Origin of the sequence: Microbacterium sp. Leaf320 (genome assembly GCF_001423485.1) — a bacterium.
Lineage (GTDB): Bacteria > Actinomycetota > Actinomycetes > Actinomycetales > Microbacteriaceae > Microbacterium.
In genome coordinates this window covers 360,332-386,556 of sequence record NZ_LMOD01000005.1, presented here as the reverse complement: position 1 = coordinate 386,556, position 26,225 = coordinate 360,332, and the positions used below count along the sequence as shown (strand labels likewise).

The 26,225-nt window shown below is 68.1% G+C and carries 24 protein-coding genes; 9 read left to right on the top strand and 15 right to left on the bottom strand.

Going from position 1 to position 26,225, the window contains the following annotated elements; genetic code table 11:
* Positions 1 to 75: 75 nt before the first annotated feature.
* From ASF63_RS17830 to dut, 3 genes are read right to left on the bottom strand one after another with little or no spacing between them, the layout of a single operon-like run.
* On the bottom strand, positions 76 to 810 hold the full coding sequence (locus ASF63_RS17830) for a DUF3159 domain-containing protein (protein WP_056517206.1): 735 nt from the start codon (positions 808 to 810) through the stop codon (positions 76 to 78).
* Positions 807 to 1,394 carry a DUF3710 domain-containing protein gene (locus ASF63_RS17825; protein ID WP_056307521.1) on the bottom strand — a complete coding sequence of 196 codons (588 nt, stop codon included), beginning with the start codon at positions 1,392 to 1,394 and terminating at the stop codon, positions 807 to 809. Before ASF63_RS17825 ends, ASF63_RS17830 begins: the two co-directional genes overlap by 4 nt.
* On the bottom strand, positions 1,387 to 1,860 hold the full coding sequence (gene dut / locus ASF63_RS17820) for a dUTP diphosphatase (protein ID WP_056517203.1): 474 nt from the start codon (positions 1,858 to 1,860) through the stop codon (positions 1,387 to 1,389). The genes ASF63_RS17825 and dut overlap by 8 nt, the downstream gene beginning before the upstream one ends.
* Before the next feature lie 12 nt (positions 1,861 to 1,872).
* On the opposite strand from dut, the gene ASF63_RS17815 reads away from it, so the two are divergent.
* The gene (locus tag ASF63_RS17815) at positions 1,873 to 2,337 is read left to right on the top strand and encodes a DUF3093 domain-containing protein (RefSeq protein WP_056517199.1); all 465 of its coding nucleotides are present in this window, start codon (positions 1,873 to 1,875) and stop codon (positions 2,335 to 2,337) included.
* Between the two features lie 78 nt (positions 2,338 to 2,415).
* Here the strand turns inward: ASF63_RS17815 and ASF63_RS17810 are convergent, their stop codons facing one another.
* Positions 2,416 to 2,709, bottom strand: coding sequence for a DUF4193 domain-containing protein (locus ASF63_RS17810; RefSeq protein WP_056307515.1), 294 nt, complete (start codon positions 2,707 to 2,709; stop codon positions 2,416 to 2,418).
* Positions 2,710 to 2,905: 196 nt separating this feature from the next.
* Here ASF63_RS17810 and sepH point away from each other — a divergent pair, with 196 nt between their 5' ends.
* Complete coding sequence (gene sepH, locus ASF63_RS17805; RefSeq protein WP_056517196.1) at positions 2,906 to 3,943, top strand: septation protein SepH; 1,038 nt, start codon at positions 2,906 to 2,908, stop codon at positions 3,941 to 3,943.
* 15 nt (positions 3,944 to 3,958) lie between these two features.
* On the opposite strand, the gene ASF63_RS17800 is transcribed toward sepH, so the two are convergent.
* A complete protein-coding gene (locus ASF63_RS17800; RefSeq protein WP_082478317.1) occupies positions 3,959 to 5,080 on the bottom strand; it encodes an alkaline phosphatase family protein in 1,122 nt (373 codons plus the stop codon).
* A 60-nt stretch (positions 5,081 to 5,140) separates the two neighbouring features.
* Here ASF63_RS17800 and ASF63_RS17795 point away from each other — a divergent pair, with 60 nt between their 5' ends.
* A complete protein-coding gene (locus tag ASF63_RS17795) occupies positions 5,141 to 7,585 on the top strand; it encodes a DNA topoisomerase (ATP-hydrolyzing) subunit A (RefSeq protein ID WP_157534425.1) in 2,445 nt (814 codons plus the stop codon).
* 39 nt (positions 7,586 to 7,624) lie between these two features.
* On the opposite strand, the gene ASF63_RS17790 is transcribed toward ASF63_RS17795, so the two are convergent.
* The 4 genes from ASF63_RS17790 to ASF63_RS17775 are packed head-to-tail and all read right to left on the bottom strand — an operon-like array spanning position 7,625 to position 11,628.
* Positions 7,625 to 8,560 carry a 3-oxoacyl-ACP synthase III family protein gene (locus tag ASF63_RS17790; protein ID WP_056517190.1) on the bottom strand — a complete coding sequence of 312 codons (936 nt, stop codon included), beginning with the start codon at positions 8,558 to 8,560 and terminating at the stop codon, positions 7,625 to 7,627.
* Between the two features lie 52 nt (positions 8,561 to 8,612).
* On the bottom strand, positions 8,613 to 9,845 hold the full coding sequence (locus ASF63_RS17785) for a F390 synthetase-related protein (RefSeq protein WP_200934040.1): 1,233 nt from the start codon (positions 9,843 to 9,845) through the stop codon (positions 8,613 to 8,615).
* Positions 9,845 to 10,642: an MBL fold metallo-hydrolase gene (locus tag ASF63_RS17780; RefSeq protein WP_056517187.1), complete on the bottom strand. Its 798-nt coding sequence runs from the start codon at positions 10,640 to 10,642 to the stop codon at positions 9,845 to 9,847. Before ASF63_RS17780 ends, ASF63_RS17785 begins: the two co-directional genes overlap by 1 nt.
* On the bottom strand, positions 10,639 to 11,628 hold the full coding sequence (locus ASF63_RS17775) for an NAD-dependent epimerase/dehydratase family protein (protein ID WP_056517185.1): 990 nt from the start codon (positions 11,626 to 11,628) through the stop codon (positions 10,639 to 10,641). The genes ASF63_RS17780 and ASF63_RS17775 overlap by 4 nt, the downstream gene beginning before the upstream one ends.
* Positions 11,629 to 11,660: 32 nt before the next feature.
* Between ASF63_RS17775 and ASF63_RS17770 the strand changes: the two genes are divergently transcribed.
* On the top strand, positions 11,661 to 12,878 hold the full coding sequence (locus tag ASF63_RS17770; RefSeq protein WP_056517183.1) for a glycosyltransferase: 1,218 nt from the start codon (positions 11,661 to 11,663) through the stop codon (positions 12,876 to 12,878).
* A gap of 16 nt (positions 12,879 to 12,894) precedes the next feature.
* Here the strand turns inward: ASF63_RS17770 and ASF63_RS17765 are convergent, their stop codons facing one another.
* Positions 12,895 to 14,997: a DNA topoisomerase IV subunit B gene (locus ASF63_RS17765; protein ID WP_082478315.1), complete on the bottom strand. Its 2,103-nt coding sequence runs from the start codon at positions 14,995 to 14,997 to the stop codon at positions 12,895 to 12,897.
* A gap of 184 nt (positions 14,998 to 15,181) precedes the next feature.
* On the opposite strand from ASF63_RS17765, the gene ASF63_RS17760 reads away from it, so the two are divergent.
* A complete protein-coding gene (locus ASF63_RS17760; protein WP_042540282.1) occupies positions 15,182 to 15,394 on the top strand; it encodes a hypothetical protein in 213 nt (70 codons plus the stop codon).
* Positions 15,395 to 15,480: 86 nt separating this feature from the next.
* On the opposite strand, the gene ASF63_RS17755 is transcribed toward ASF63_RS17760, so the two are convergent.
* Together ASF63_RS17755 and ASF63_RS17750 are read right to left on the bottom strand one after the other, a co-directional pair.
* Positions 15,481 to 16,521, bottom strand: a complete 1,041-nt coding sequence (locus ASF63_RS17755; protein WP_056517405.1) for an alanine racemase — start codon at positions 16,519 to 16,521, stop codon at positions 15,481 to 15,483.
* Positions 16,518 to 17,225, bottom strand: coding sequence for an alanine racemase C-terminal domain-containing protein (locus ASF63_RS17750; RefSeq protein WP_235560852.1), 708 nt, complete (start codon positions 17,223 to 17,225; stop codon positions 16,518 to 16,520). The genes ASF63_RS17755 and ASF63_RS17750 overlap by 4 nt, the downstream gene beginning before the upstream one ends.
* Positions 17,226 to 17,304: 79 nt before the next feature.
* On the opposite strand from ASF63_RS17750, the gene ASF63_RS17745 reads away from it, so the two are divergent.
* The gene (locus tag ASF63_RS17745) at positions 17,305 to 18,321 is read left to right on the top strand and encodes a sugar-transfer associated ATP-grasp domain-containing protein (protein WP_056517180.1); all 1,017 of its coding nucleotides are present in this window, start codon (positions 17,305 to 17,307) and stop codon (positions 18,319 to 18,321) included.
* Between the two features lie 89 nt (positions 18,322 to 18,410).
* Here ASF63_RS17745 and ASF63_RS17740 read toward each other — a convergent pair whose 3' ends face one another.
* From ASF63_RS17740 to ASF63_RS17730, 3 genes are all read right to left on the bottom strand, one after another.
* The gene (locus ASF63_RS17740; protein WP_056517178.1) at positions 18,411 to 19,103 is read right to left on the bottom strand and encodes a coenzyme F420-0:L-glutamate ligase; all 693 of its coding nucleotides are present in this window, start codon (positions 19,101 to 19,103) and stop codon (positions 18,411 to 18,413) included.
* Complete coding sequence (locus tag ASF63_RS17735; protein ID WP_056517175.1) at positions 19,103 to 20,338, bottom strand: RNA polymerase sigma factor; 1,236 nt, start codon at positions 20,336 to 20,338, stop codon at positions 19,103 to 19,105. The genes ASF63_RS17740 and ASF63_RS17735 overlap by 1 nt, the downstream gene beginning before the upstream one ends.
* Before the next feature lie 167 nt (positions 20,339 to 20,505).
* The gene (locus ASF63_RS17730; RefSeq protein WP_056517172.1) at positions 20,506 to 21,447 is read right to left on the bottom strand and encodes a proteasome assembly chaperone family protein; all 942 of its coding nucleotides are present in this window, start codon (positions 21,445 to 21,447) and stop codon (positions 20,506 to 20,508) included.
* A 104-nt stretch (positions 21,448 to 21,551) separates the two neighbouring features.
* Here ASF63_RS17730 and ASF63_RS17725 point away from each other — a divergent pair, with 104 nt between their 5' ends.
* The 3 genes from ASF63_RS17725 to sucB all read left to right on the top strand — a co-directional run bounded on the left by ASF63_RS17725 (position 21,552) and on the right by sucB (position 26,222).
* Complete coding sequence (locus tag ASF63_RS17725) at positions 21,552 to 23,024, top strand: leucyl aminopeptidase (protein ID WP_056517167.1); 1,473 nt, start codon at positions 21,552 to 21,554, stop codon at positions 23,022 to 23,024.
* Between the two features lie 2 nt (positions 23,025 to 23,026).
* The gene (gene lpdA, locus ASF63_RS17720) at positions 23,027 to 24,400 is read left to right on the top strand and encodes a dihydrolipoyl dehydrogenase (RefSeq protein ID WP_056517164.1); all 1,374 of its coding nucleotides are present in this window, start codon (positions 23,027 to 23,029) and stop codon (positions 24,398 to 24,400) included.
* 67 nt (positions 24,401 to 24,467) lie between these two features.
* Positions 24,468 to 26,222, top strand: coding sequence for a 2-oxoglutarate dehydrogenase, E2 component, dihydrolipoamide succinyltransferase (gene sucB / locus ASF63_RS17715; protein ID WP_056517160.1), 1,755 nt, complete (start codon positions 24,468 to 24,470; stop codon positions 26,220 to 26,222).
* The last annotated feature ends 3 nt before the right edge of the window (positions 26,223 to 26,225 follow it).

Genomic DNA, 26,225 nt, shown 5'->3' with positions numbered 1-26,225 from the left:
GCAGACCTAACCAGTCTGCTCCGCTCAGCCTCCGGGCGAAAGCCTGCAATTTATCTTGATGTCAAGATAAATCTATCACGAGTGCGCAGTCGCCTCGGCATCCGACGCGCGCGGATAGAGCGCGCGCACGATCAGCCAGGTGACGGCGATCAGCGGCGCGAACAGCGGAAGACCCATGATGAGCTTGAGCGTCCCGAGCGCTGTGACATCACCGGCGAGGTAGAGCGGGAGCTGCACCGCCAGCCGCGCGAAGAACAGCGCGGCCCAGGCGACTCCGAGCCAGAAGAAGGCCCGGCGCTTGCGACGGTCGCCGCGCCAGGCGGTGCCCTCCCCCATCAGGAACCCGACAGCGAGGCCGATCAGCGACCATCCGATCAGTGCGGAGACGAGCATCGCCGTGCCGTACGCGGCGTTCGTGATCAGGCCGGGGACGAAGTTGTCCTCACCTCGCCCCGTCCAGAGCGCCAATGCCGCAGCGGCCGCAGCGGCCACCAGACCGCCGATGGCCGCGGACGGCGGGGACTTCTGCACCAGCCGCACGAGGGTGAACACGGCGGCGAGCCCGACGGACACTCCGAGCGGCAGGATCAGCGGCTCGGGGCGGATCGTGAAGAGGACGACGAACGCGAGGCTCGGGAGGACGGACTCGAGGATGCCGCGCCACCCGCCGATCGCGGACCAGACCACCTTGTGGGTCGCACCGCTCTCAGTCGGGTCGAGCCCTGCGCGCCGGGCGGCGCCGCCGAGGGCCGCGCCGACGATGTCCGACGCGGTCTGCTCGCGCTCGGGCTCAGGGGCCGGGGTGGTCACGCGGAGCCGGGAGTCGCGGGCATCTTCAGCGGGATCAGGTCGCGCGGAGGCATCGGAGCCCCACCGCGGACGACCACGATCGACCGGAAGAGGTCCTCGACCTTCGCCGCCGCTTCGAGATCGGATGCGGCAGCGCCGCCGATCACGCCGCGGAGGAACCAGCGAGGACCGTCGATGCCGATGAAGCGGGCGAGCCGCAGCTCCGAGCCCTCGTTCGCGGCGGCCGGCACTTCGGCGAGCAGTTCTTTGCCGAGAGGGCCGTCCCTCTCCTCCACGCGACCGCCCTGGCCGCGCACCTGATCGCGCAGCTGCACTCGCGTCTCATCCCACAGCCCGCCGGAGCGCGGTGCGGCGAAGGGCTGCACCTGCAGCGAGGAGTCGGCATAGTCGAGGCCGACGGCGACGATGCGCTTGGACTGCTCCTCGACCTCCAGGCGGAGATTCAGTCCTTCACGCGGAAGGATCTTGATTCCGCCGAGGTCGATGTACGGGCGCACGGGGTTCGCCTCTGAGTCGTCGAAGGGACCCTGCGTCGCCCGGTCGTCCGGGGCGGACTTCGAGGGAGTCGCGTTGTTGTCAGTCATTGGCCTGTCCTGCCGAAGGGGAATGGGATCCTGCCTGGTAGCCGGTCGAACCGAAGCCACCTTCGCCGCGGACGCTGTCGGGCAGCTCCTCGACCGGGATGAACGTGGCTCGCGTCACGGGCATGACGATCAGCTGCGCGATGCGGTCGCCGACGGCCACATCGTACGCGCTGCGGATGTCGGTGTTGATCAGGCTCACCTTGATCTCGCCGCGGTATCCGGCATCCACCGTGCCAGGCGAGTTGACGATCGAGATGCCGTGCTTGGCCGCGAGACCGCTGCGCGGCACCACGAATGCCGCGTATCCCTCGGGCAGTGCGATGCGCACCCCCGTCGCCACGAGGGCTCGCTCCCCCGGGGCCAGATGAACGGCCTCCGCCGCCACCAGATCGGCTCCGGCGTCGCCGGGATGCGCGTAACCGGGCACCACAGAGGCGATAATGGGGACATCAACGGAATCAGTCACCCCACGAGGCTAATGCAGAACATCGCTCCTGATGCGCGGACCCGCTACCGCGAGAGACTGTCCCCCAGCCTGTGGCTGCTGGCGACGGTCGCACTCGCGGGCCCGATGGTCGCCCTCATCTTCGTACCGGTCGGCTCCACGATCGCTCTGATCGTCGGCGCCGCGGTCTCGGCACTGCTCGTGATCGCATTCATCGCCCTCACGCCCGTGGTGTCGGTCGAGGGCGGCGTCCTGCGCGCCGGACGGGCGCACATCGAGACTCGACACCTCGGCACGCCGACGGCGCTGACCGGCGAGGAGGCGCGCCACGCGCGCGGTCCCGGACTGCCTGCCCGCGGGTGGCACCTCATCCGCGGCGGCGTGGACGGCGTAGTCGTTGTTCCCAACATCGACCCGGACGACCCGGTCGACACCTGGACCGTCTCGACCAGGACGCCCGACCGCCTCGCGGCGGCGATCCTCGCCTCCCGGGGCTGACGACAGCCGCCCCACGGACAAAGACGACGCGCCCCTGACCGAGAGGTCGGGGGCGCGTGGAATCTCGTTCGAGTGCGCTCAGGCGGCGCACTCCTTGCAGATGGGGCCGGAAGAGCCCTCGTGATCGAGCTGAGAACGGTGCTTCACCAGGAAGCAGTTCATGCAGGTGAATTCGTCCTGCTGCGCGGGCAGCACGACGACATCGAGCTCGAGGTCGGAAAGATCGGCTCCGGGAAGATCGAAGCTGGACGGGTTGTCCGCATCCTCGTCTCCCGAAGAGCCGGAGCTCTTGTCCGGCACACGCTCCTTGAGGGCTTCGATCGACTCGGAGTCGTCTTCACTCTTGCGGGGAGCGTCGTAGTCGGTTGCCATGTGGTGAATCTCCACTTTCATGCGAGTGGGTGGTGCGCCGTCGGGGTAATCGGCGGCCATAGTTTGCACGACTGCGAGGCAATAAGCAAATGCCCGAGCGTGCGACAGACCAAACTCACGGCACGCCCAGAGTATTCCCGGCTGAGAGGCGCACCGCGTGACACCATGAACGCACACCCATCAGAGGGGCATTCGCATGGAAAACGTCACCATCGTCGGCACAGAAGCAGGTCTGCTCGTACTCGCGACCGAGTCGGGCGAGCGCTTCGCGCTGCCCATCGACGACGTCCTGCACCGCGAGATCCGACGGGCGACGCGACAGAGCGAGCCGACTGCTCAGCGCCTCGCCGCGAGCCCGCGCGACATCCAGGCGCAGATCCGCGCCGGACTCACGGCCCCCGAGGTGGCTGAGCTCCTCGGCATCAGCGTCGACGACGTCATCCGCTTCGAGGGCCCCGTGCTGGCTGAGCGCGAGCACGTCATCGGCCAGGCTCTCGCCGTTCCCGTTCTGATCGGGAGCGACGTCGAACCCGACGCGCAGCCGACGTTCGGCACCGCCATCCGCGCCAAGCTCTCCGAGATCGAGGCCACCGCCGAACGATGGGCGAGCTGGAAGGACGAGAGCGGCTGGATCATCAAGCTCGAGTTCGCTGCCAACGAGGTCGAGCACGATGCTCGCTGGAGCTTCGATCCGCGTCGCAGCGCCCTGGCGCCGCTCAACGCCGATGCGACGCAGCTCTCGCGCCAGGGCTCTCTCCCGGAGGGTCTCATCCCGCGGCTGCGCGCGGTCGAAGCCGAACGCCAGGCGTCGCCCTACAAGGACGACAGCCGCTTCGACTCCGGCGCCTTCGGACCGCGTCTGATCCCTGCCCCCGAGGCCGATATCGAGGACGTGGCGGCCCCCGAGCGCTCCACCGCGGCCGTGCAGGATGCCGCGATCAAGCGTGCACCGGAATCGGCCACGACGAGCCCCGAGACCGCCGACCTGCTCGAGGCCCTCCGCCGCCGCCGGGGACAGCGGGAGACCGCACCGATCCTCGAGACGTCCGAGGACGAACAGGACGACCGCAATCCGATCGCCCTGTTCGACGCCTTCGAGAACTCCGCCCCCGACGAGGACGACCGGCCGGAAGTCGCTCCCGAGCCGGCGAACGACAACTCCGGCCGACGTAAGCGGCGCAACGCCATGCCCTCATGGGACGAGATCGTCTTCGGAGCACGCACCGACGAATAGAGTCCGCGGGGCGGTTCAGCGAACGAAGGCACCGAACCGGAGCAGCGGCACCTGACGCTCCTCCGGAGTGAGGCCGCCGTGCTGACCGATCATCCCCCGGCTGCGCTGATCCTGCGCGGTCCCGTCGTAGACCGCACCGTTCCCGCGCGCGACGACGAGTACATCGCCGATGCGCGATGCGGCGGCAGCAGTCGCCTCAGGGCCGAACAATCCCGCTGCGATCGCCTCATGACGAGTGCCGACATCGGCGCGGCCGTCGAGGTCACGTGTCAACCGATCGGCGACGACCGCGGCATCGACGTCGGGATCGACGTAGACGTGCAGCATCCGCGGTTCCCCGCCGACGTGACGCACGCCTGCCAGGTGCTCGGCTTCGAGTACGACCTGCCTATGCGACGGCACATCGATCATGCCGTGATCCGACGTGACGAGCACCCCCACTCCCGGCGGCACCCGCCGGGACATCGCGGCGTCGATCTCCTCGAGCGCTGACACCCACTGCGCCGAATCGAGACCGTATCGGTGACCCGCCTTGTCCGCCTCCGGCAGATAGCAGTACACCAGCGAACCGGGGTGGCGCTCGGCGAGGTCGTAGGCGACCTGGACTCGTTCGGCCGGCGTCTGCGCGGCGACGAAGTCGGCACCGCGCAGCGTCGCTCGTGTGAACCCGCTTCCGGCGTAGGCGGCGAAGCCGACGGCGAAGGCCGCTCGTCCCTCGGCACGGGCGCGCTCGAAGATCGTCGGCGCCGCCTGCCAGGTCGCGGGGTCGAGCCCTTCGGACTCCCAGCCGGTGAGCTGGTTGACCAGAGCGTCCTGTGCGGGGTCGAGCACGCTGTAGCCGACGAGCCCGTGCTGTCCGGGCCAGACGCCCGTGAGGATGCTCGTGAGGGCCGCCGCGGTGGTCGACGGGAAGACCGAATGTGCCACATCCTTCTTCGCCATGCCCGCCGTCAGCGTCCGGGCATGCCCGGCATGGGCGCGCAGGCTGATCGCGCCGAGGCCGTCGATCAGCACGAGCACGACGGATTCGGCCCGCGGCAGGGTCGCGGATTCGCCGCGCAGAGCGGCGAACACGTCGTCCGCCACCCCGACGACGCTCCGGACTGCGAGCGACTCGGACGGTAGAATGATGGGCATCCGAGCCAGTCTGACACAGGCTCCCGTACGCCCTCAGCCTCGCACCCATTCAGGATGGCCATGCCGAAGACCCCGCCTCCCGAGCTCGCCCCGGAGAGAATCCAGGACATCGATCTCGAAACCGAGATGCAGGGTTCCTTCCTCGAATACGCCTACTCGGTGATCTACTCGCGAGCGCTGCCCGACGCTCGAGACGGTCTCAAGCCCGTTCAGCGCCGCATCCTCTATCAGATGGCCGAGATGGGACTCCGTCCCGACCGCGGCCATGTGAAGAGCGCCCGTGTCGTCGGCGAGGTCATGGGAAAGCTGCACCCTCACGGCGACACCGCGATCTACGACGCCCTCGTGCGACTTGCCCAGGAATGGGCGCTTCGTGTTCCCCTCGTCGACGGCCACGGAAACTTCGGCTCGCTCGACGACGGACCAGCGGCGGCGCGTTATACCGAAGCGCGTCTGGCCTCGCCGGCGATGGCGCTCACCGAGAACCTCGACGAGGACGTCGTCGACTTCATCCCGAACTACGACGGGCAGTTCCAGCAGCCCTCCGTGCTCCCGGCAGCCTTCCCCAACCTCCTCGTCAACGGCGCGAGCGGTATCGCGGTCGGCATGGCCACCAACATGGCGCCGCACAACCTGATCGAGGTCGTCGCCGCCGCCACTCACCTGCTCGAGAACCCTGACGCCACGACCGAAGAGCTCATGGAGTTCGTTCCGGGGCCAGACTTCCCCTCGGGCGGCATCCTGATGGGTCTCGATGGCGTCAAGGACGCGTACACGAACGGGCGCGGCGCGCTCAAGGTGCGAGGCAAGGTCTCCGTCGAACCCCTCGGACCGCGCCGAACCGGCATCATCGTCTCGGAGCTGCCGTACATGGTCGGCCCCGAACGGCTGATCGAGAAGATCCGCGATGCGGTGCAGGCGAAGAAGCTGCAGGGCATCAGCGACGTGACGGACCTCACGGACCGCAACCACGGACTCCGCGTCGCGATCGGCATCAAGACCGGGTTCGATCCCAACGCGGTGCTCGAGCAGCTGTACCGCCTGACGCCCCTCGAGGATTCCTTCAGCATCAACAACGTCGCACTCGTCGACGGACAGCCCCGCACACTGGGGCTCAAGGAGATGCTCCGGGTCTACGTGGCACACCGTCTCGAGGTCATCACGCGACGCAGCCGGTATCGGCTCGCGCGGCGCGAAGAGCGGCTGCACCTCGTCGAGGGACTGCTCATCGCGATCCTCGACATCGACGAGGTCATCCAGGTCATCCGGTCGTCCGACGACTCCGAGCAGGCGCGTGCGCGTCTGCGCTCCGTGTTCGACCTCAGCGAGCTGCAGGCCGAGTACATCCTCGAACTGCGCCTGCGCCGATTGACGAAGTTCTCGCGCATCGAACTCGAGACCGAGCGCGACGCCTTGCTCGCCGAGATCGCCGCGCTGCGCGAGCTCCTCGGCAGCGACGTGCTGCTCCGGGCTGCGGTCGCGAAGGAACTGGATGCCGCAGCAGACGCCTACGGCACTCCTCGCCGCACGCTCCTGATGAACGCCGCTCCCCCGAAGCCCCGTGCGGCGAAGGGCGCCGCGGTCGATCTGCAGATCGCGGACGCTCCGACCGTGCTCGTCCTCTCGACGACCGGTCGAGCCGTGCGCGTCGACCTCGGTGAAGGCCAGGAGCTCTCGCTGCCGCCTCGCCGCAGCAAGCACGACGCGATCCTGACGACGATCGAGACCACGGTTCGCGCCGAGATCGGAGCGCTGACGACGGAGGGTCGCGTGCTGCGGTTCTCCCCTGTCGACCTGCCGTCGGTGCCGTCGTCGTCCGTGCAGTTGGCCGCAGGAGCCCCGTTGCGCGATTACCTCGGGATCACCACCCGCGGAGAGCGCATCCTGGGCTTCCTCCGCTTCGACGATGACACGCCGATCGCACTCGGCACTGCTCAGGGCACCGTCAAGCGGATCGTCCCGTCGACGCTTCCCGTGCGACCCGATCTGGAGGTCATCGGCATGAAGCCCGGTGACACGGTGGTCGGTGCGGTGGCTGCGCGGGACGATGACGACCTCGTCTTCGTGACGACCGACGCCCAGCTGCTCCGGTTCTCCGCGTCTGCGGTGCGACCGCAGGGGGCACCGGCGGGTGGCATGGCCGGCATCAAGCTGGGCGCAGGCGCCTCGGTGCTCTTCTTCGGTGCGGTGGCCCCCGAGTCCGATGCCGTGGTCGCCACGGTGTCCGGAGGCGACAGCAGCCTTCCGGGAACCGAACCGGGCCGCGCGAAGGTCTCGCCGTTCTCCGAGTACCCCGCGAAGGGCCGGGCGACCGGCGGTGTGCGGGCGCATGCGTTCCTGAAGGGCGAGGACCGTCTGACGGTCGCCTGGGTGGGACCGAGCCCGGCGCAGGCCGTCGATCCGACCGGTGCCGTGCGCAAGCTCCCCGACGCGGGTGCGCGTCGTGACGCCTCGGGGCAGCCGATCGACGGTGTGATCGGGAGCATCGGCCGCACCCTGGTGTGAGGGCGGGTCGGCCGGGCGCAGTCCTGCCCGGACCGCCTCTCAGAGTCGGAGCGCGAGGATGTTGGCCGTGAGGCCCGCTGCCGTGCCGCAGAGGATCACGGTGTCACCGGTGCCGACCCGACCGCTCTCGAGCGCGCGTGCGAGCATGAACGGCACCGATGACGACACCATGTTGCCGAACTCTCTGACCTCGTCGATGCGGCGTTCGACCGGGATCCCGAGGCGATCGAGCATCGGTCCGAGCGCGGCCGATGCCTGATGGGGCACCCAGAGCGCGACATCGTCGTAGGAGATCCCCGAGCTCCGGTGGAACGCGTCGAAGAACTCAGGCAGCACGCGCATCATCCCGAGCAGCGCTCGGCGTCCGTCCATGTCGAACAGGTAGTCGGCGGGGTCCGCCGTGGCATAGGCCTGTGCGGGCGACCCGGACAGCCCTCCCCTGATCTCGGTATCGTGCGCATAGGCGGGCCAGGTGCGCTGAGCGCTCGCGATCACGCCCCGGTCGGGGTCTGCGGACCGGCGGAGCACGACGGCTGCGCCGGCATCGCTGAAGAGCTCGAAGCTCTCGCGCTGTTCGGGGTTCAGGAAGCGCGTTCCCACGTCGCCCGCGAACACGAGGATCGTCTCGTGATCGCCGGCGTCCAGGTACCGCGACGCGACATCGAGCGCCGTGATGAAGCTCGTGCAGGTCGAGTTGACGTCGAAGGCGGCCGCATGACCGGTGAGCGTCAACCTCTCGAGCACGAGCGCGGCGGTGCACGGGATCGGCTGGATGCCCGCAGCCGAGGCACCCAGCACGAGGTCGATCTGATCCGCTGTGACGCCCGCGTGCGCGAGCGCCCGTTCGCACGCCTCGGTCAGCATGTCGAGATGCGACACGTCGTCCTCGAGGCGGTACCGCGTCTCGTCTCCGAATCGCACCGTCCGTGCGGGAAGCGAGGTGCCCCACCCGACGATCTCGCAGTTCCTCACCATCTCCGGTCCCCCCATTCCTGCACCACCCGGCGCAGCTTCACCGAACCGTCCCTCACATAGTCCACGAACGTGAGATCGGGCCGCTCGCATCCGATCTGTCGGCCAGTGCACCAACCTCGTCCTCGACGCGGCGCCGTGACCGATCATCGACCGTGTCCAGAGCGATCTGCAGCCGCGACGCGCCGATCTGGGTGATGCGGTACTCGTCGAAGCCGTCGGCGTAGAGAAGCGCACGTGTGATCACATCGGCGAATACCGGGACGTCACGCCCGTCGAGTCCTCGGAAGACCAGCGTGTCGCCCTCTCTGCCCTCGATGCGCTCGATCGCCGTGAGCGCGCTGCCACAGGGACACCGTCGATCCCGCTCGCGGAGGACGTCGCCCAGCCGATATCGCACGATCGGCTGCGCGCGTCGCCGGAGGTCCGTGATGATCGGCGTGAACCGCTCGGCATCCAACACCTCGCGCTCGACGAGGATGTTGTCCTCGTTCAGGTGGATGACGCCGCGCTCGCACGTGTGCGCGAGGAAGCCCTCCGTGCACTGGTAGAGCTGGTGCAGGAGAGGCTGTCCGAGCGACTCCCTGATGCGCTGCTCGTCGGCGATCTCCAGCACTTCGGCCACCGAGTACACCCGCTGGGGCACGACGTCGAAGGCACCGGCATCGGCCGCTCGCGCGATCAGCCGCAGGACAGACGGCGGGGCGACGAGGATGGTCGGGCGGTACTCCTGCAGCCGGGCGATGTTCTCGTCCATGTCGGAGTACACGTCGAAGTACCGGAACGACACCGCTCGCGAGCCGACCGACTCGTAGAGGCTGTTGTCCGCCCGGAGGAACAGCGCGATCCGATGTCCGAGCAGCCTGCCTCGCGGGAGGGCGCGGGCGAGCACCGTCCCCACCCAGGCATCGCGTTCGGGGCTGCTGACCACGAAGAGGCCGCGGTGACCGCTCGTCCCACTCGAGAGCCCGACAGAGTTCGAACCCAGATCCGCCTCGAAGTCTCGGGAGCGCTCGTTCTCGATCGCGAGGGCGAGCGCCTCGTCGCGTCCGGCGCCCACGGTGTTGATCTCGTCGAAGTGGCTCATCATGACGCTCTTGTCCATGAGCGGGAGATCGGAGAAGGACCGGGTCGCCAGCTGCTCGCGGAAGTACGCTGATCGCTGCCGCAGGAACCTCAGGTGCGACCGCAGCAGTCGTCGCTGCCGTCGCTCGACCGCCGCCCTCGTGCGCAGCGGCCGGAGCCACCGCACCGCGACGAACTCCCGCAGGATCGCGAACTTCGACATCAGTCCAGCAGCTCCTTCGCGCCGAGCGGGTCATGGCTGCACACGATCCGGATGCCGGCGGACGCCAGGTCGCCGAGAACACGCGCTGTCGCGGCGTAACGATCCGCATCGTGCTGGACGAGCCGGGGCAGCGTCTTCAGCCCCGCGGACGCTTCGACCAGGTCTCTTCCCCAGGCCGCATCCCCTGCCAGCAGCACTCGGTGCTCGATCAGCGCGCCCAGGTGACCGTCAGCATGGCCGGGAAGATCGACCACCAGGTATGAGCCGTCTCCGAAGAGGTCGTGAGCGCGCAACGCGACACCTCGGATCTCGACTGTCGAGAAGGCATCGGCATCGAGCACCACGCCGTCTGTGCCCGGGAACCACTCGGGGAACAGCCCCGGGAGCACCCCCGTGCGGAGCCGCGGTGCGGCGAGGGTCCGCACGTGCCCGGCGCTCAGCACGAAGGTGGCGCGCGGAAACCGACGGACTCCCCCGACATGGTCCGGATGCAGGTGAGACAGCACGACGTGTGTGACGGATGCCGGGTCGACGCCGTCGGCGCGCAGACGTGCGCCCACGTCATCCGCGTCATCGACGGTCGGCGGGAGCAGACGCCGGTAGACGGCACCGCGCCAGCCCGTGTGCCACTCACCCGTCGCGTAACCCGTGTCGAACAGCACGCGCCGCCCGTACGCGTCGTCGTACAGGAACACTCCGGACGGGAATTCACGGACTCCGTGCGACGCGCCGTAGAACATCGCACCGACATCATGCGAGGTGCTCCCGCACACGAAGTGGCGGAGTCGGGCGGTCACGCGCTCGCCCTCAGGTGAGCGGCGACAGTGGCGAGGGCGTCGTCCAGCGTCACCTCTGGGCGGTATCCGAGCTCCTCCTGCGCACGCGAGATGTCGAGGGTCTGCGAGTAGGCGATGGTGCTGAGCGTGTAGCGGGTGAGCGGAGGTTCGGGCCGCCCGGGCAGCACCGCGCACACACCCTCCAGAGCGGAAGCGAATGCCCAGGCGACACGTCTGCTCATCGGCCGGAACCGAGGCGTCTGTCCCATGAGATCGAGCAGTGTCGTCAGCAGCTCGCGGAATCGCCGAGGGTCGCCGTTCGAGATGTTGTACACCCCTCCGGCACCGTTTCCCTCGGTCACCGCGAGCCGCAGCGCCACAGCGACGTTCTCGACCGCGGTCACGTCGATGAGGTTGTCGCCGCCGTCGAAGAGCGGCACGCCGATCCGCGTGTGCACATCGAGCAGCCTCGGCACGAGGCTCGGATCCCCCACTCCGATGAGTCCTCGAGGGCGCAGGATCACGACCTCGGGGATCGTTCCGGCATCCAGCGCCTCCAGCAGGAGGTCCTCGGCAGCGATCTTCGACCGGATGTAGCCGTTGAGACGGTTGCTGCGATCGACATCGGGCTCCCGGATCGCGACGCGGTCGTGGGCCGCCGCGTACACACTCGGAGACGACACGTGCACGATCCTTCGGACGCCGTTGCGGCGGGCGAATTCGACGACGTGACCAGTGCCCCCGACGTTCGCCTCTCGGAAGTCCTTCCAGGGTCCCCACGGCGTCGACAGCGCCGCACAGTGGATCACGGCATCCATCGGGAGATCGCGGGTACGCAGCGAGACGAGATCGCCGGGAACGCAGTGCTCGCCGTCGGCGACCAGGGTGAGGGCCGCCGTATTGCGCCCCGCCGCGAAGACCTCGTACCCCTGGCGCTGCAGTTCGGGCACCACGTAGCCGCCGAGGAACCCGCTCGCCCCCGTCACCAGCACACGGGCTCCGGACATGCACATCACCCTAGCCGCCCTATTGTGGTCGAGTGCGCATCGCCATGGTCACCGACTACTACCTGCCGACTCTGGGCGGCGTGCAGACCGTGATCAAGGCGCACAGGGAGGCTCTGGAGCACGCCGGGCACGAGGTCTTCGTGTTCGCTCCTCTGGCTGGGCCCAGTGCCGATCCTTACATCGTGCGGCTGCCCACAGCCCGCGGCTTCGCGCCGGACGGCTATCCGTTCACGTGGACGCCGGCAGCGGCGGCGACGGCTCTTCGCGACGGTCTGAGCATGCACGGGATCGAGATCGTCCACGTCCACACCGAGATGTTCGCGGCACTGGCCGGCTTCGAGGCCGCGCGGGCCCTCGGCATCCCGATCGTGCAGACCATGCACGGGCGCATCGACGTCTACACGCGATCCGTGCTTCCCCTTCCCTCCGTCACGACGGCGTTGCTCGCGGCCATGCATCGACGACGTCTGAGCCACGACCGGGCGCGCATCGACTCGACCGCCGCGTATGCGAAGACGCGGATGGCCCAGCGGATGTGGCGGCTCATGGTGAGTCAGGCGAACCACGCCGACCAGGTGATCGTGCCGTCGGCGCATTTCGCAGCGAAGCTGGTCGCCCAGGGCGTGCGGACGCCGCTCACCGTGCTGTCCAACGGGCTCGAGTCGAGTGTGCTCGACCGGGTCGGCTCGCCGACGCCACGGATCGTCGCGCCGGACGAAGAGCTCCGCGTCGTGTGGTGCGGCCGACTGTCTCCCGAGAAACGGCCTCAGGTCTTCGTCGACGCCCTGCGGCAGTCGCCCGGAGTTCGCGCCGAGATGTTCGGTGACGGTGTCGCGCGTCGGACTGGCGCGGATGCCGCGGCGGATCTGCCGTCGGGACGCCTCACGGTGCACGGCGGAGTCCCCCAGTCCCGGGTGCTCGACGGCATGCGTCAGGCACACGTGCTGGTGTCGACCTCGCTCGACTTCGACAACCAGCCGATGGTCATCCTCGAGGCGATCGCGTCGGGGCTGCCGGTGATCGTCACCGACCCTGACCTCGCCGAGATGCTCCCCGACGGCGGCGGAATCGTGACCGACACCCCGGATGCGACGGGGCTCGCCCATGCACTCCGCGCGCTGCGCGACGATCCGGCCTCTGTCCGGTCGATGAGCACGGCTGCGATCTCCCATCGCGATCAGGTCGCGCAGGACACCCACAGGGATGCTCTGATCGATGTGTACCGCGCCGCACTGTCGCTCGCGCCGTGACGATCAGGGGTGACGATCAGGCGTCGATCGACTCCCGCGACAGGCGGTCGGAGGAGTCGATGATGAACTCGCGGCGCGGAGCGACCTCGTTGCCCATCAGCAGCTCGAAGACGCGACCCGCCGCCTCGGCATCCTCCATGCGCACGCGGCGCAGAAGCCGTCCGCCACGATCCATCGTGGTGTTCGCGAGCTGCTCGGCGTCCATCTCGCCCAGACCCTTGTAACGCTGGATCGGCTCGTGCCAGCGCTTGCCCGCCTTGCGGAGCTTGGCCAGGAGCGTGTGCATCTCCTGCTCGCTGTAGGTGTAGATCGTCTCGTTCGGCTTGGAGCCGGGGTTCATCACGATCACCCTGTGCAGCGGCGGCACCGCGGCGAACACGCGTCCGTGCTCGATGAGCGGACGCATGTACCGGTAGAAGAGCGTGAGCAGCAGCGTGCGGATGTGCGCACCGTCGACATCGGCGTCGCTCATCAGGATCACCTTGCCGTAGCGCGCGGCGTCGATGTCGAAGCTCCGACCGGACCCCGCACCGATGACCTGGATGATCGACGCGCACTCCGTGTTCGACAGCATGTCGCCGACGGACGCCTTCTGCACGTTGAGGATCTTCCCGCGGATCGGCAGCAGGGCCTGGAACTCGCTGTTGCGCGCGTTCTTGGCCGTACCGAGAGCGGAGTCCCCCTCGACGATGAACAGCTCGCTGCGCTCGACCTCGTTCGTGCGGCAATCGACCAGCTTGGTCGGCAGCGTCGACGACTCCAGGGCGTTCTTGCGTCGCTGGGTCTCCTTGTGCGCGCGAGCCGAGACGCGGGCCTTCATCTCGGCGACGATCTTGTCGAGCAGCTGCGTCGCCTGGCTCTTGTCGTCACGCTTCGTCGAGCTGAAGCGCGCGGCGAGATCCTTGCGGATCACCTGGGCCACGATCTGGCGCACGGCCGGCGTGCCGAGGATCTCCTTCGTCTGCCCCTCGAACTGAGGCTCCGGCACGTTCACCGTGAGCACAGCGGTGAGACCCGCGAGGACATCGTCCTTCTCGAGCTTGTCGTTGCTGCCGACCTTCAGACGGCGTGCGTTCTGATCGACCTGCGACCGCAGCACCTTGAGCAGCTCCTGCTCGAACCCCTGCTGGTGCGTGCCGCCCTTGGGCGTGGCGATGATGTTGACGAACGAGCGCGTGGTCGTGTCGTAGCCCGTTCCCCACCGCATCGCGATGTCTACGGCGCAGACGCGCTCGACCTCTGTCGCGATCATGTGACCGTCGGCCTGCAGAACCGGAACGGTCTCCTTGAAGGTGCCTTCGCCCTGGATGCGCCAGGTGTCGGTGACGGGAGCGTCGTTCGCGAGGTACTCGACGAACTCCGAGATGCCGCCGTCGTACCGGTAGGAGGTCTCGATCGCCTGACCTTCGACCTCGGATCCGTTCGCCGCACGCTCGTCGCGGATGACGAGCTCAAGGCCGGGGACGAGGAACGCCGTCTGCCGAGCGCGGTTCACCAGATCGTTGAGCTGGAACGCGGCATCCTTCGTGAAGATCTGGTGATCGGCCCAGTAGCGGATGCGCGTGCCGCTGGTACCGCGAGGCGCCTTGCCGACGACCCGCAGCTCGCTCTTGTCCTGGAACGGCGTGAACTTCGCGTCCGGTCGCTTCTCGCCGGAGTCGGCGAAGAGTCCCGGCTCGCCGCGGTGGAAGGACATCGCATACGTCTTGCCGCCGCGGTCGACCTCGACGTCGAGGCGCTCGGAAAGCGCGTTGACCACAGAAGCACCGACACCGTGCAGACCACCGGATGCGGCGTACGACCCGCCGCCGAACTTGCCACCGGCATGCAGCTTCGTGAACACGACCTCGACGCCGGTGAGACCGGTGCGGGGCTCGACGTCTACGGGGATGCCGCGGCCGCGGTCATGGACCTCGACGCTGCCGTCCTCGTGCAGGATGATGTCGATCTTCGAGCCGTTGCCCGCGACGGCCTCGTCGACGGCGTTGTCGATGATCTCCCAGAGGCAGTGCATCAGGCCCGGGGATCCGTTCGAACCGATGTACATACCGGGACGCTTGCGGACGGCCTCGAGCCCTTCGAGCACCTGGAGATGATGGGCGGAATACTCGGCGGTCACAATCTCCGAGTCTATTCGCGATGCCTCCCTCGGGCCCGCAGACACTCCCCGTGGGCGACCACTGCGACTGCTGCGCGTACGCGCTGAGCGAAACACGCCGCAAACCGGGCATTACTGCAGCCACAGCGTGGTTACATTGATCACGCCCAACCAGCGAACCCGACACTCTCAAGGAGGCACCGAGATGAACGCAACGACAGAACGTGAGACCTCCGCCGTCGAGTTCCGCCTGACCGCCATGGATCGCTGTGATTCGTGTGGCGCTCAGGCCTACATCGCGGCCGAGGTCAACGGCTCCGAACTGCTCTTCTGCGCCCACCACGGACGCAAGTACGAAGAGAAGCTCCGCAGCATCGCCACGAGCTGGCACGATGAGACCGCTCGTCTGATCGACTGAGCCATTCGGTCTGATCCGCCTCGGAGCCCGTCATGTGACGGGCTCCGCTTTCGTTGACCGACCTCTTCGTCGTGCGGCCCCTCTCGTCACTCGATGACGACGCGCCGCACCCGAGGTGTCAGTCGGGTGAGGATCTCCTCCCCGACCGTGTCGATGCTCTCTGCGAGCGTGGTCGCGCTGCATTCCCCGTGCTCCCCTGCCCCGAACACCCGAACGGCGTCGCCCACCTGCATGCCCGGCCACGCGGCGACCACGGACGTCGTCATGTCGATGCGGACCAGTTCGCGCGGTCCTTCCGGTGTGCCGACAGTCGCTCCCACGAGCGTCGACGGGATCCCGTCGAAAGAGCCGATCGCGATCACCGCTCCGTGATCGCGGATCTCGACGACGGTGGCCACGAGCTCGGCCACGGGCAGGAGGCCATCGAGGTCCGGGCCGTCGGCCGAACGGACGCCGTAGCAGAACGCGCCGATGCGGGAGACGGAACCGCGCAGCTCCGGGCGCCACCAGGAAGCAGCGGATGCCGTCAGGTGCAGCGCCTCGGGGGTGCCCCCGGATTCCTCGACCACGCGGACGGCCTCGAGGAACGCCGCCTGGGCCTCGTCGTCCTCGGCGTCGCTGGCTTCGGCGAGATGGCTCCAGATTCCGACGAGCTCGAGCTGCCCCGCGGTCTCACCTGCTCTGACGTCCGCGATCGTCTGCGCCCACTCCTGCGGAAGCAGTCCGTTGCGATGCAGCCCCGTGTCGATCTTGAGATGGATCCGGGCGCGGAGTCCGAGGTCATATGCCCGCGCGACGATCCGCTCGAGATACTCGGCGCTGCCGACGCCGAGGTCGATGCCCTGACGCAGCGCCTCATCGATCTCGGGATCGGTCGATGTGACCCAGGCGAGCACGCGCCCGCTCTCGCCCAGCACCCGCCGTGCCTCGACACCGCTGCCGACGTCATAGGAGCCGTACCACTCGACGCCGGCGCTCTGGGCTGCCTCGACCGCCCAGCGGAGCCCGTGTCCGTACGCGTCGTCCTTGAGGACCACCATCAGGGCCGACGGAGCGATGCGCTCCCGCACGGCGACGATGTTCGACAGGAATCGATCGGTGCGGATGCGGAGTTCCGGGCGGCTCATGCCTCCCACCCCCGCTCCGCGTGCGACCCGGCCACGGTGATGAGCTCGGCGATCGTGAGTCCGGTCACAGCGCTCCAGCGCGCGAGCCCCGGGCCGGCAGATCCCGGCCCGCCGAAGTAGGTGGCGTCGACACCGGGCTGGGCATCGGCGGCATCCTGCAGATCGATCACGCAGACATCCATCGCGACGCGCCCGACGATCGGCCGTTGCACGCCGTCGATCTCGACGTGAGCCGCGTTGCCGAGCGCCCGAACGATCCCCTGCGCGTATCCGCCGGTGATGAGTGCCGCTGTGGTGTCGCGCGATGCCCGATGCGTGTAGCCGTACGAGACCGCGTCTCCGGCCTTCAGCGGCTTCGTCGACAGAATCCGTCCGACGAGGCGCATCACGGGGGTCGTACGCAGCGTCCCCTCGGCATCCGGCAGTCCGTAGAGCAGGAAAGGGTCGATGTCGGCCGCGCCCTCGGTGACCGCCTCGATGCCCTCGAGTCGCAGCATCTCGGCCTCTTCGGCGTAGTCCACGAGCACGGCGGCAGCGCCGGCACCCGTCACGGCGTGCGCGATCGCGAGCACGCCATGGCCCCAGGCATCCCTGCGGAGATCCGCGATGCGGCCTCCCGCGTCGACGGCTGCGGACGCGGACGCGGCCAGAGCCGACCGCGAGATCATCGCCCGCGGACGGGAGCTGGATGTCTTCTCACACACGGTTCCAGCCTAGCTCCGCCTTCTCAGGATGCCCTGCGTGCCCCCCGTAGACTGGATGGGACCCCGACCTTGGAGATCCATGTCACGCTTTTCCCTCGTGCCCCGCGTCCGCTATCTGCTGACGCGCGCCCGCCGCATCGACGTCGCCTCGGTGATCGAGAGGGCCAAGGAGTCATCCGCCCAGCACGGCAAGGCCGTGCCTCTCGTGGTGGTCGACATGCTGTGGTCGGCGGGTCGACACAACGTCGGATTCCAGGACTACATCGACTACGACTTCGCGATCCTCACCAAGGCCGAGCGCGACACCTTCATGACGCACCCGGTCTCCAACGAGATCTCGCAGAAGTACGACCACCCCGACTACCGGCACCTCTTCCACGACAAGGCCGAGTTCAACGCCGTCTTCGACGCGTTCCTCAAGCGCGAGTGGATGCTCATCACCGAGGGCAATGCCGAGGAGCTGCGCGCCTTCACGGAGCGCCAGGGCACGATCGTCGTCAAGGAGACGCACGGTCAGGCCGGCACCGGCGTCCACCGCTACCACGCGGCCGACGTCACCGACTGGGACGCCTTTCACGCGGAGCTGCTGTCGAAGAAGCAGGTGCTGGTCGAAGAGGTCATCCGTCAGCACGCCGACCTCGCCGCCGTCTGCCCCGGCACGGTGAACACCACCCGCATCACCGCGTTCTTCGACGGCGAGAAGACGCACATCCTCGCGATGGCGCAGAAGTTCGGCCGCGGAGCCGTCAGCGACCAGATGAGCTTCGGCGGTTTCTACACCATGCTCGACGAGGACGGACATTCGGTGGGTTCGGGTTACGACTCGCACGGGCACGTCCACGTCACGCACCCCGACTCGGGCTTCCCGATCGCCGATTTCCAGCTTCCGATGATGGACGAGGTGCGCGAGTTCGTCGACCAGGTCGCCCGCGTCGTGCCTCAGGTGCAGTACGTCGGCTGGGACGTCGTGGTCACCGCCGAGGGGCCTGTTCTGGTCGAGGGCAACTGGGGAGCCGGCGTGTACGAGAACAAGCCGAGCGTCACGGGCATCCGCACGGGCCACAAGCCTCGCTACCAGGCCGCGATCGGGTTCTGACCCGACTTCGTTCTGACCCGACTCGGGCACGAAGAAGGCCCGGATGCTGAGCATCCGGGCCTTCTTGCTGTCAGTGCGACTCGCGAAGATCAGACCTCGCGGACGATTCCCATCGGCGTCGACTGCGTCGCCTGGCCGAGGGGATTGTCACCGAGGATCTGAACGAGCCGGCGCTCACCGGCCTTGTCGAGGGTCGATCCCAGGATGTTGCCGCCGATGTCGTTGATGTCGACGACCGCCACATCCACCTGTCCGCCGACCAGCTTCTGGACGCGGAGAGCGACCTCGCGCGGGTTCTTCGGCCCGAGCACGACCGCCTGGTTGTATGGCGGGATCGTGTTCTTCGTGGGGCCGTCGATCGCGCGGGCCTTGTCTCCTGCGATGCGGTAGAAGTCACCGCGACGGCCCAAGGCCTTCGTGATCACCGAGACGCCGGCCGCGAAGAGGATGCGCAGGGTGCCGCACTCGCGCAGCGCCATCTCCATCGTCTCCGGCATGCCGAGGCCGATGCCGTACGACGTGCGTACGACATACCGCGAGAGGAAGCGCGCGAGCGGACGTGGAGTGATCTCGTCGAGACGGTACGAGCGTCCCTGCGTGATCGCCACGATCTTCTCGGTCACGAACAGCAGGTCTCCCGGCTGCACGGCATCCTTCGCGTACTCCGTGATGACGGAGTCGAGGTCGTCGTCAGGCATGACTACGCGGGTGCGCAGCGGAATACGTGCGTAGCTCTTGCCGTCGACGCTCGTCTCGAGCGCCTTGCCCTCGTTCGCCTGCATCACTCGAGGTAGTCCCGCAGCGACTGCGAGCGGCTCGGGTGACGCAGCTTCGCCATCGTCTTCGACTCGATCTGGCGGATGCGCTCACGCGTCACGCCGAACGTGTCACCGATCTGGTCGAGCGTCTTGGGCTGGCCGTCGCCGAGTCCGAAGCGCATCCGGATGACCCCGGCCTCACGCTCGGAGAGCGAGTCGAGCAGCTGCTCGAGCTGACGCTGCAGCATCGTGAAGCCGACCGCGTCCGCGGGGACGACTGCCTCGGTGTCCTCGATGAGGTCACCGAACTCGCTGTCGCCGTCCTCGCCGAGAGGCGTGTGCAGCGAGATGGGCTCGCGACCGTACTTCTGGACCTCGACGACCTTCTCGGGCGTCATGTCCAGCTCGCGGCTGAGTTCTTCCGGCGTGGGCTCGCGGCCCAGGTCCTGCAGCATCTGGCGCTGCACGCGGGCCAGCTTGTTGATGACCTCGACCATGTGCACCGGGATGCGGATGGTGCGGGCCTGGTCGGCCATGGCACGGGTGATCGCCTGACGGATCCACCAGGTGGCGTACGTCGAGAACTTGAAGCCCTTGGTGTAGTCGAACTTCTCGACCGCGCGGATCAGACCGAGGTTGCCCTCCTGGATCAGATCCAGGAACTGCATGCCGCGGCCGGTGTAGCGCTTGGCGAGCGAGACGACGAGTCGCAGGTTGGCTCCGAGCAGGTGGCTCTTCGCGCGCTGACCGTCGCGGGCGACCCACTGCAGGTCGAGCCCGAGCTGACCGGCCTTCTCGGCGGCGGTCATCGTCGAGAGCTTCTCCTCGGCGAACAGACCGGCCTCGATGCGCATCGCGAGCTCGACCTCTTCGGCCGCGTTCAGCAGTGCGACCTTTCCGATCTGCTTCAGGTAGTCCTTGACGGGATCGGCCGTCGCGCCGGTGATCTGCGTGGAGTAGACCGGCACGTCCTCGTCGTCGTTCGACGAGATGACGATGGCGCCGGTCGGCAGAGGCTCGGTGAACTTGGGCTTGGAGTCCTCGTCGTCCTCGTCGGGTTCTGCGGCGGGAGGAGTCTCGTCGTCTTCGACGATGTCATCGGCCTTCTTCTTCTTCGCGGGCGCGCGCTTGGCAGCGGCCCGCTGCGCTGCGGTCTTGGGAACCGGCTTCTCAGCGGCCTCCTCGACCGGGGCGTCGACCTCGGGAGCGTCGGCGGTCTTCTTCGTCGTCCGGGTCTTCTTCGTCGTGGCAGGAGTCACGTTTCGCCTTTCACGGGGCCGATCGCAGGCCCCGGAGCATTTCGGACACTAGTAAGACCCTTGTCAAGTCAGATCTCCGGAAAGATCGATTGACAACGGGTCAGAGTCCTAGTATCGCACACGTGTGGGCATGCAGGTGCATTCAGACGAAGTTCGCGACCCGGATGTCAACTCCGACCGGGCTTGTCCTCGTCGCCGCTGGGACGTGAGGCGAGATAACGCTCGAGCTCAGCGGCCAGTTCGTCGGCGCTCGGGAGGTCGCGCTCGTTGAATCCGCCCTCGTCGTACGACCCGTCCTCGGGGTCGCGGCCCGCCATGTAGGCGTCGTAGCGGCGCTCGAGTCCCTGCACCATCTGCTGCAGCTCGTCGTTGCCGAGCACCTGCTCGTCGACCCGGGTCAGGTAGTCCTGACGACGATCCTGCACCTCGTCGAGAAGGATCACGAGGCCCGTTGCGGCCATCAGCTTCTCAGCCGCCGCGATCACGGCCTCGGGGTTCTCGGTCTCCGCGAGGTAGTGGGGCACGAGCAGGACGAATCCGACGACGCGGTCGCCGTGCTCGGCGAAGCGGAACTCGAGCAGATGCCCTGCGGTCGCCGGAACCTGCGTGCGCGGACGCCACACCGAATGCGCGACCGTGAGCTCGCGACGGTTGCCGCTGACCGTGGTGCCGATCGGGCGGGTGTGCGGCACGGGCATCGCGATCGAGTGGACCCAGTTGAGGCCGGAGACCTCGAACTCGTCGGCCAGGTCGAGCACGGTGCGAGCGAACTCGTTCCACGCGAAGTCGGGCTCGTAGCCCGCGAGCAGCAGGAACTTCTGACCGAGGGCGTCGGTCGCGAGCGAGAGCTCGAGCCGCGCAGGGCGGAACTCCGTGAGGTGATCCTGATCGAACGAGATCACGGGACGACGCGCGCGGTAGTCGAGGAGCACGTCGTTGTCGAAGACAGCGATCGGCTCGGGGGAGGTCGTCTCGCGGAGGTGCTCGATGAGACCTGCGACGGCGTTGCCCGCATCGGTGAAACCCGTCAGGAGCAGGACAAGGGGCAGCCCGCGCGGCACCGCCGGCGCGTTCGCTACACGTTCATGGATCTCTCCGGAGAAGGGCATGAGTCCATGCTACGAGCAGGTTCCAACGGGCGGGCGGTGACGGTCATGCTGAGAGCGAACACTCCCTCCGCGTCTCCCGCTGCTGGCTTCCCTAGGATGGAGTCATGACGCTTCCCGCGCTCTCGCGCACCTCAGATCAGTTCCCCGGAAGCGCTGCAGACGCCGCAGTGCTCGTCATCCCCGACATCTCCGACTCAACCGAGTCGTTGTCGGACCGCCCGGGACTCGCCGCCTCCCTGAAGGGCATCGGCTTCACGGGCTCGCCGTCGGCGTTCACCCGCGTGTACGCCCCGGAGGTCACGGAGCTGCCGTTCGCCGTCGTCGGCGTCGGACGCGCCCCGGATGCCGCCGCCGTGCGAAACGCGGTCGGTGCAGCTCTTCGCTCTCTCACCGGTTTCGAGAACGTCTCGCTCGGACTCGCTCCCGGACTCGAGGAGTTCGCATCCGCTGCAGCGGAGGGCGCGGTCCTCGGCGGGTACCGTTTCGACGGCTACAAGAGAGACGCCGGAAAGAGCCGCGCCGCATCGGTCGTGCTGCATGCGGATCTCGACGACCAGGAGCTCTCTCGAGCCGTCGCGGTCGGCGAGGCTGTCGCTCTGGTGAAGGATCTCGTCTTCGTGCCTGCCGAGTGGCAGAGCCCCTCCCAGCTCGCGCAGAGCGCCGCGGACAGCGTCGAGGATCTCGACGTCACCGTCGAGATCCTCGATGAGACTGCCCTCGCAGAGCAGGGCTTCGGCGGGATCCTCGGCGTAGCACAGGGCTCCGACCGCCCTCCGCGTCTCGTGCGACTCGACTACGCACCCGAGAACGCCACCCGGCACATCGCCCTGGTCGGCAAGGGGATCACGTTCGACACGGGCGGACTCTCGCTCAAGCCCGCGGCATCGATGGTGGGCATGAAGTTCGACATGGCCGGAGCGGCGACGAGCGTCGCCGCGCTGCGTGCGATCGCCACGCTCGGTCTTCCGGTGCGCGTCACGGCCTGGCTCTGCATCACCGACAACATGCCTTCCGGTCGGGCGCTGCGCCCCGGCGACGTCATCCGGATGCTCGACGGCACCACCGTCGAGGTCCCGAACACCGACGCCGAGGGTCGACTGGTCATGGCGGACGGACTGGTCGCCGCCAGCCGGGAGAACCCCGACGTGATCATCGACGTCGCGACGCTCACCGGCGCGATCGTCATGGCGTTGGGTCACCGCCACACGGGTGTCTTCGGCGCCGACGACGCGGTCGCCGAGTTCCTGAGCGCCGCGAAGGGCGCGGACGAGCTCGCCTGGCACATGCCGCTCCCCGAGCACATGGAGGACTCGCTCGACTCCCCCATCGCCGACATGCAGAACGCGAACATGAGCGACCGCATGGGTGGTGCGTCTTACGCAGGACTCTTCCTGCGCCGCTTCGTCGGACGCGTCTCCGACGAGAAGGACGCCCCTCGCATCCCCTGGGTGCACCTCGACATCGCCGGATCCGGCGAGCACAACGGTGCGCCGTACGGCTTCACCGACAAGGGCCCCACGGGCGCGATGGTCCGATCGATCATCGCGTTCGCCGACGCATCCCACACGGAGGCATGACCATGACCACGCACACCTTCGACATCGTCGTCCTGGGCGGCGGAAGCGGCGGATACGCCGCAGCATTGCGAGCGAGCGAACTCGGCAGATCCGTCGCGCTCATCGAGAAGGACAAGGTCGGCGGCACATGCCTGCACCGGGGATGCATCCCCACCAAGGCTCTCCTGCACGCTGCAGAGGTCGCGGAGCACGTGCGCGACGCCGCGCACGTCGGCATCTCCGCGACGCTCGAGGGAATCGACCCCGCCGGCGTACGTGCATACCGCGAGGGCATCGTCGCGAAGAAGTACAAGGGCCTCGAGGGTCTCGTCAAAGCCCGCGGTATCACGACCGTCGCGGGCACCGGCCGCCTCAACGCCGACCGCTCCGTCGGCGTGGGCGACGACGTCTACGTCGGCACGGATGTGATCCTGGCCACCGGCTCCTACAGCCGCACTCTGCCCGGCCTCGAGATCGGCGGGCGGATCCTGACGAGCGAGCATGCACTGGCGCTGGATGTCATCCCCGAGCGCGTGCTGATCCTCGGCGGCGGTGTGATCGGCGTCGAATTCGCAAGCGTATGGCGCTCGTTCGGCTCCGAGGTCACGATCATCGAAGCTCTCCCGCATCTCGTCCCGAACGAGGACATCGCGATGAGCAAGGGGCTCGAGCGCGCCTTCCGTCGTCGCGGCATCCAGTATTCGCTCGGCATCCGATTCCAGACCGCCACGCAGGACGACGGATCGGTCACGGTCACGCTCGAAGACGGCAAGGAATTCTCCGGCGACTACCTCCTCGTCGCAGTCGGACGCGGTCCTGTGACGGCCGACCTGGGCTTCGAGGAAGCGGGTGTCAGCCTCGATCGCGGTTTCGTCACGGTCGATCAGGACCTCCGCACCGGCGTCCCCGGTGTGTGGGCCGTCGGCGACATCACCCCGGGACTGCAGCTCGCACATCGCGGCTTCCAGCAGGGAATCGCCGTCGCTGAGCGGATCGCCGGCCTCTCACCCGCGAACATCCCCGACATCCAGATCCCGAAGGTCACCTACTCGAGCCCTGAGGTCGCGTCGGTCGGCGTCACCGAGGAAGCGGCCGTCGCCGAGCACGGTGCAGATGCCGTCGTCGCCTACGAGTACAACCTCGCCGGCAACGGCAAGAGCGAGATCATCGGCACGAGCGGTCTGGTCAAGGTCGTACGCCTCAAGGACGGTCCCGTCGTCGGCGTCCACCTTCTCGGCGATCGTGTGGGCGAGCTCATCACCGAAGGCCAGTTGGCCGTCGCGTGGGAAGCCCACCCCGAGGACATCGCACCCCTGATCCACGCTCACCCCACGCAGAGCGAGGCACTCGGCGAAGCCTTCCTCGCGCTCGCCGGAAAGCCACTGCACGCCCTCTGAACACCAACCGGTGCACAGTTCACTAAGCTAGACACGCGTCATTTAACTTCTTGAAGGAGACTCAGTCATGAGCACATCCGTCGTCCTCCCCCCTCTCGGCGAGAGCGTTACAGAGGGTACGGTCACCCGCTGGCTCAAGCAGGTGGGAGACACCGTTCAGGCGGATGAGGGCCTGCTCGAGATCTCGACCGACAAGGTCGACACCGAGATCCCCTCGCCCATCACCGGTGTGATCGAGGAGATCCTCGTCGCCGAGGACGAGACCGTCGAGGTCGGCGCGCTGCTCGCGCGCATCGGCGACGGCAGCAACTCGGCTCCTGCCGACGATGCTCCTGCCGCAGCGGCTCCGGCCGCCGAACAGGCGCCCGAGCCGGCCGCACCGCAGGCCGAGGCACCGGCTGCACCGGCAGAGCCCGCACCTGCCGCTCCCGCCGAGGCCGCGCCAGCCGCCGCTCCGGCAGGCGACGCCACCGACATCGTCCTCCCCGAGCTGGGCGAGAGCGTGACCGAGGGCACCGTCACTCGCTGGCTCAAGCAGATCGGCGACACCGTCGAGGTCGATGAGGCTCTGCTGGAGATCTCCACCGACAAGGTCGACACCGAGATCCCCTCGCCCGTCGCCGGCGTGCTGCAGGAGATCGTCGCCGCCGAAGACGAGACAGTCGCCGTCGGCGCCGTGCTCGCCCGTGTCGGCTCCGGTGCTGCTCCCGCGGCTCCGGCAGAGGCTCCCGCTCCGGCAGCCGAGGCCCCAGCGCCCGCTGCTGCCCCGGCTCCCGCTCCCGCTGCTGCTCCGGCCGCTGCTCCGGCTCCTGCCGCCGCACCGGCTCCGGCCGCCGCACCGGCACCCGCCGCTACTCCGGCTCCGGCCGCTGCACCGGCTCCGGCCGAGCCGAAGCTGTCCCTCCCCACGGAGAGCGACAACCTGTACGTGACCCCGCTCGTGCGCCGCCTGGCCTCGCAGCAGGGCGTCGATCTCGCCAGCGTCACCGGCACCGGCGTGGGCGGACGCATCCGCAAGGAAGACGTCCTCAAGGCCGCCGAGAGTGCGACGTCTGCACCCGCTGCAGCCGCAGCTCCCGCCGCACCGGCTCCGCTCGAAGTCTCGCCGCTGCGTGGCACCACGCAGCCGATGTCGCGTCTGCGCAAGGTCCTCGCCAAGCGCGCCGTCGAGTCGATGCAGCAGACCGCTCAGCTCACCACCGTGGTCGAGGTCGATGTCACCGCTCTCGCCGAGTACCGCGACAGCGTCAAGAGCTCGTTCCTCGAGAAGACCGGGGACAAGCTGTCGTTCCTGCCGTTCTTCGCTCTGGCTGCCGCTGAGGCGCTGCGTGCCTTCCCGATCGTGAACGCCACGGTCGACGGAGAGAACATCGTCTACCCGGAGTCCGAGAACGTGTCGATCGCCGTCGACACCGAGCGCGGTCTGCTCACGCCGGTCCTGCGCGACGCAGCATCGAAGAACATCGCGGAGATCGCTCACGAGATCGCCGATCTCGCCGCACGCACGCGTGACAACAAGCTGAAGCCCGACGAGCTCGCCGGCGGAACGTTCACGCTGACCAACACCGGTTCGCGTGGCGCACTGTTCGACACCCCCGTCGTGTTCCTTCCGCAGTCCGCGATCCTCGGCACCGGAACGGTCGTCAAGCGCCCCGGTCTGGTCAAGGTCGGCGGCGCGGATGCGATCGCTGTCCGTTCGTACGTGTACCTCGCACTGTCGTATGACCACCGCATCATCGACGGTGCCGACGCCGCCCGCTTCCTGGGCGCCGTCAAGGCCCGCCTCGAGTCGGCGCAGTTCGCCGCTCAGCTCGGAGCCTGACCA

Bases quoted from the DNA above. Each gene is read 5' to 3' on its own strand.
- ASF63_RS17825 (WP_056307521.1), bottom strand. From the start codon at position 1,394: ATGACTGACAACAACGCGACTCCCTCGAAGTCCGCCCCGGACGACCGG.
- ASF63_RS17815 (WP_056517199.1), top strand. From the start codon at position 1,873: ATGCAGAACATCGCTCCTGATGCGCGGACCCGCTACCGCGAGAGACTG.
- ASF63_RS17810 (WP_056307515.1), bottom strand. From the start codon at position 2,709: ATGGCAACCGACTACGACGCTCCCCGCAAGAGTGAAGACGACTCCGAG.
- sepH (WP_056517196.1), top strand. From the start codon at position 2,906: ATGGAAAACGTCACCATCGTCGGCACAGAAGCAGGTCTGCTCGTACTC.
- ASF63_RS17800 (WP_082478317.1), bottom strand. From the start codon at position 5,080: ATGCCCATCATTCTACCGTCCGAGTCGCTCGCAGTCCGGAGCGTCGTC.
- ASF63_RS17795 (WP_157534425.1), top strand. From the start codon at position 5,141: ATGCCGAAGACCCCGCCTCCCGAGCTCGCCCCGGAGAGAATCCAGGAC.
- ASF63_RS17790 (WP_056517190.1), bottom strand. From the start codon at position 8,560: ATGGTGAGGAACTGCGAGATCGTCGGGTGGGGCACCTCGCTTCCCGCA.
- ASF63_RS17785 (WP_200934040.1), bottom strand. From the start codon at position 9,845: ATGTCGAAGTTCGCGATCCTGCGGGAGTTCGTCGCGGTGCGGTGGCTC.
- ASF63_RS17775 (WP_056517185.1), bottom strand. From the start codon at position 11,628: ATGTCCGGAGCCCGTGTGCTGGTGACGGGGGCGAGCGGGTTCCTCGGC.
- ASF63_RS17760 (WP_042540282.1), top strand. From the start codon at position 15,182: ATGAACGCAACGACAGAACGTGAGACCTCCGCCGTCGAGTTCCGCCTG.
- ASF63_RS17755 (WP_056517405.1), bottom strand. From the start codon at position 16,521: ATGAGCCGCCCGGAACTCCGCATCCGCACCGATCGATTCCTGTCGAAC.
- ASF63_RS17745 (WP_056517180.1), top strand. From the start codon at position 17,305: ATGTCACGCTTTTCCCTCGTGCCCCGCGTCCGCTATCTGCTGACGCGC.
- ASF63_RS17740 (WP_056517178.1), bottom strand. From the start codon at position 19,103: ATGCAGGCGAACGAGGGCAAGGCGCTCGAGACGAGCGTCGACGGCAAG.
- ASF63_RS17730 (WP_056517172.1), bottom strand. From the start codon at position 21,447: ATGCCCTTCTCCGGAGAGATCCATGAACGTGTAGCGAACGCGCCGGCG.
- ASF63_RS17725 (WP_056517167.1), top strand. From the start codon at position 21,552: ATGACGCTTCCCGCGCTCTCGCGCACCTCAGATCAGTTCCCCGGAAGC.
- lpdA (WP_056517164.1), top strand. From the start codon at position 23,027: ATGACCACGCACACCTTCGACATCGTCGTCCTGGGCGGCGGAAGCGGC.
- sucB (WP_056517160.1), top strand. From the start codon at position 24,468: ATGAGCACATCCGTCGTCCTCCCCCCTCTCGGCGAGAGCGTTACAGAG.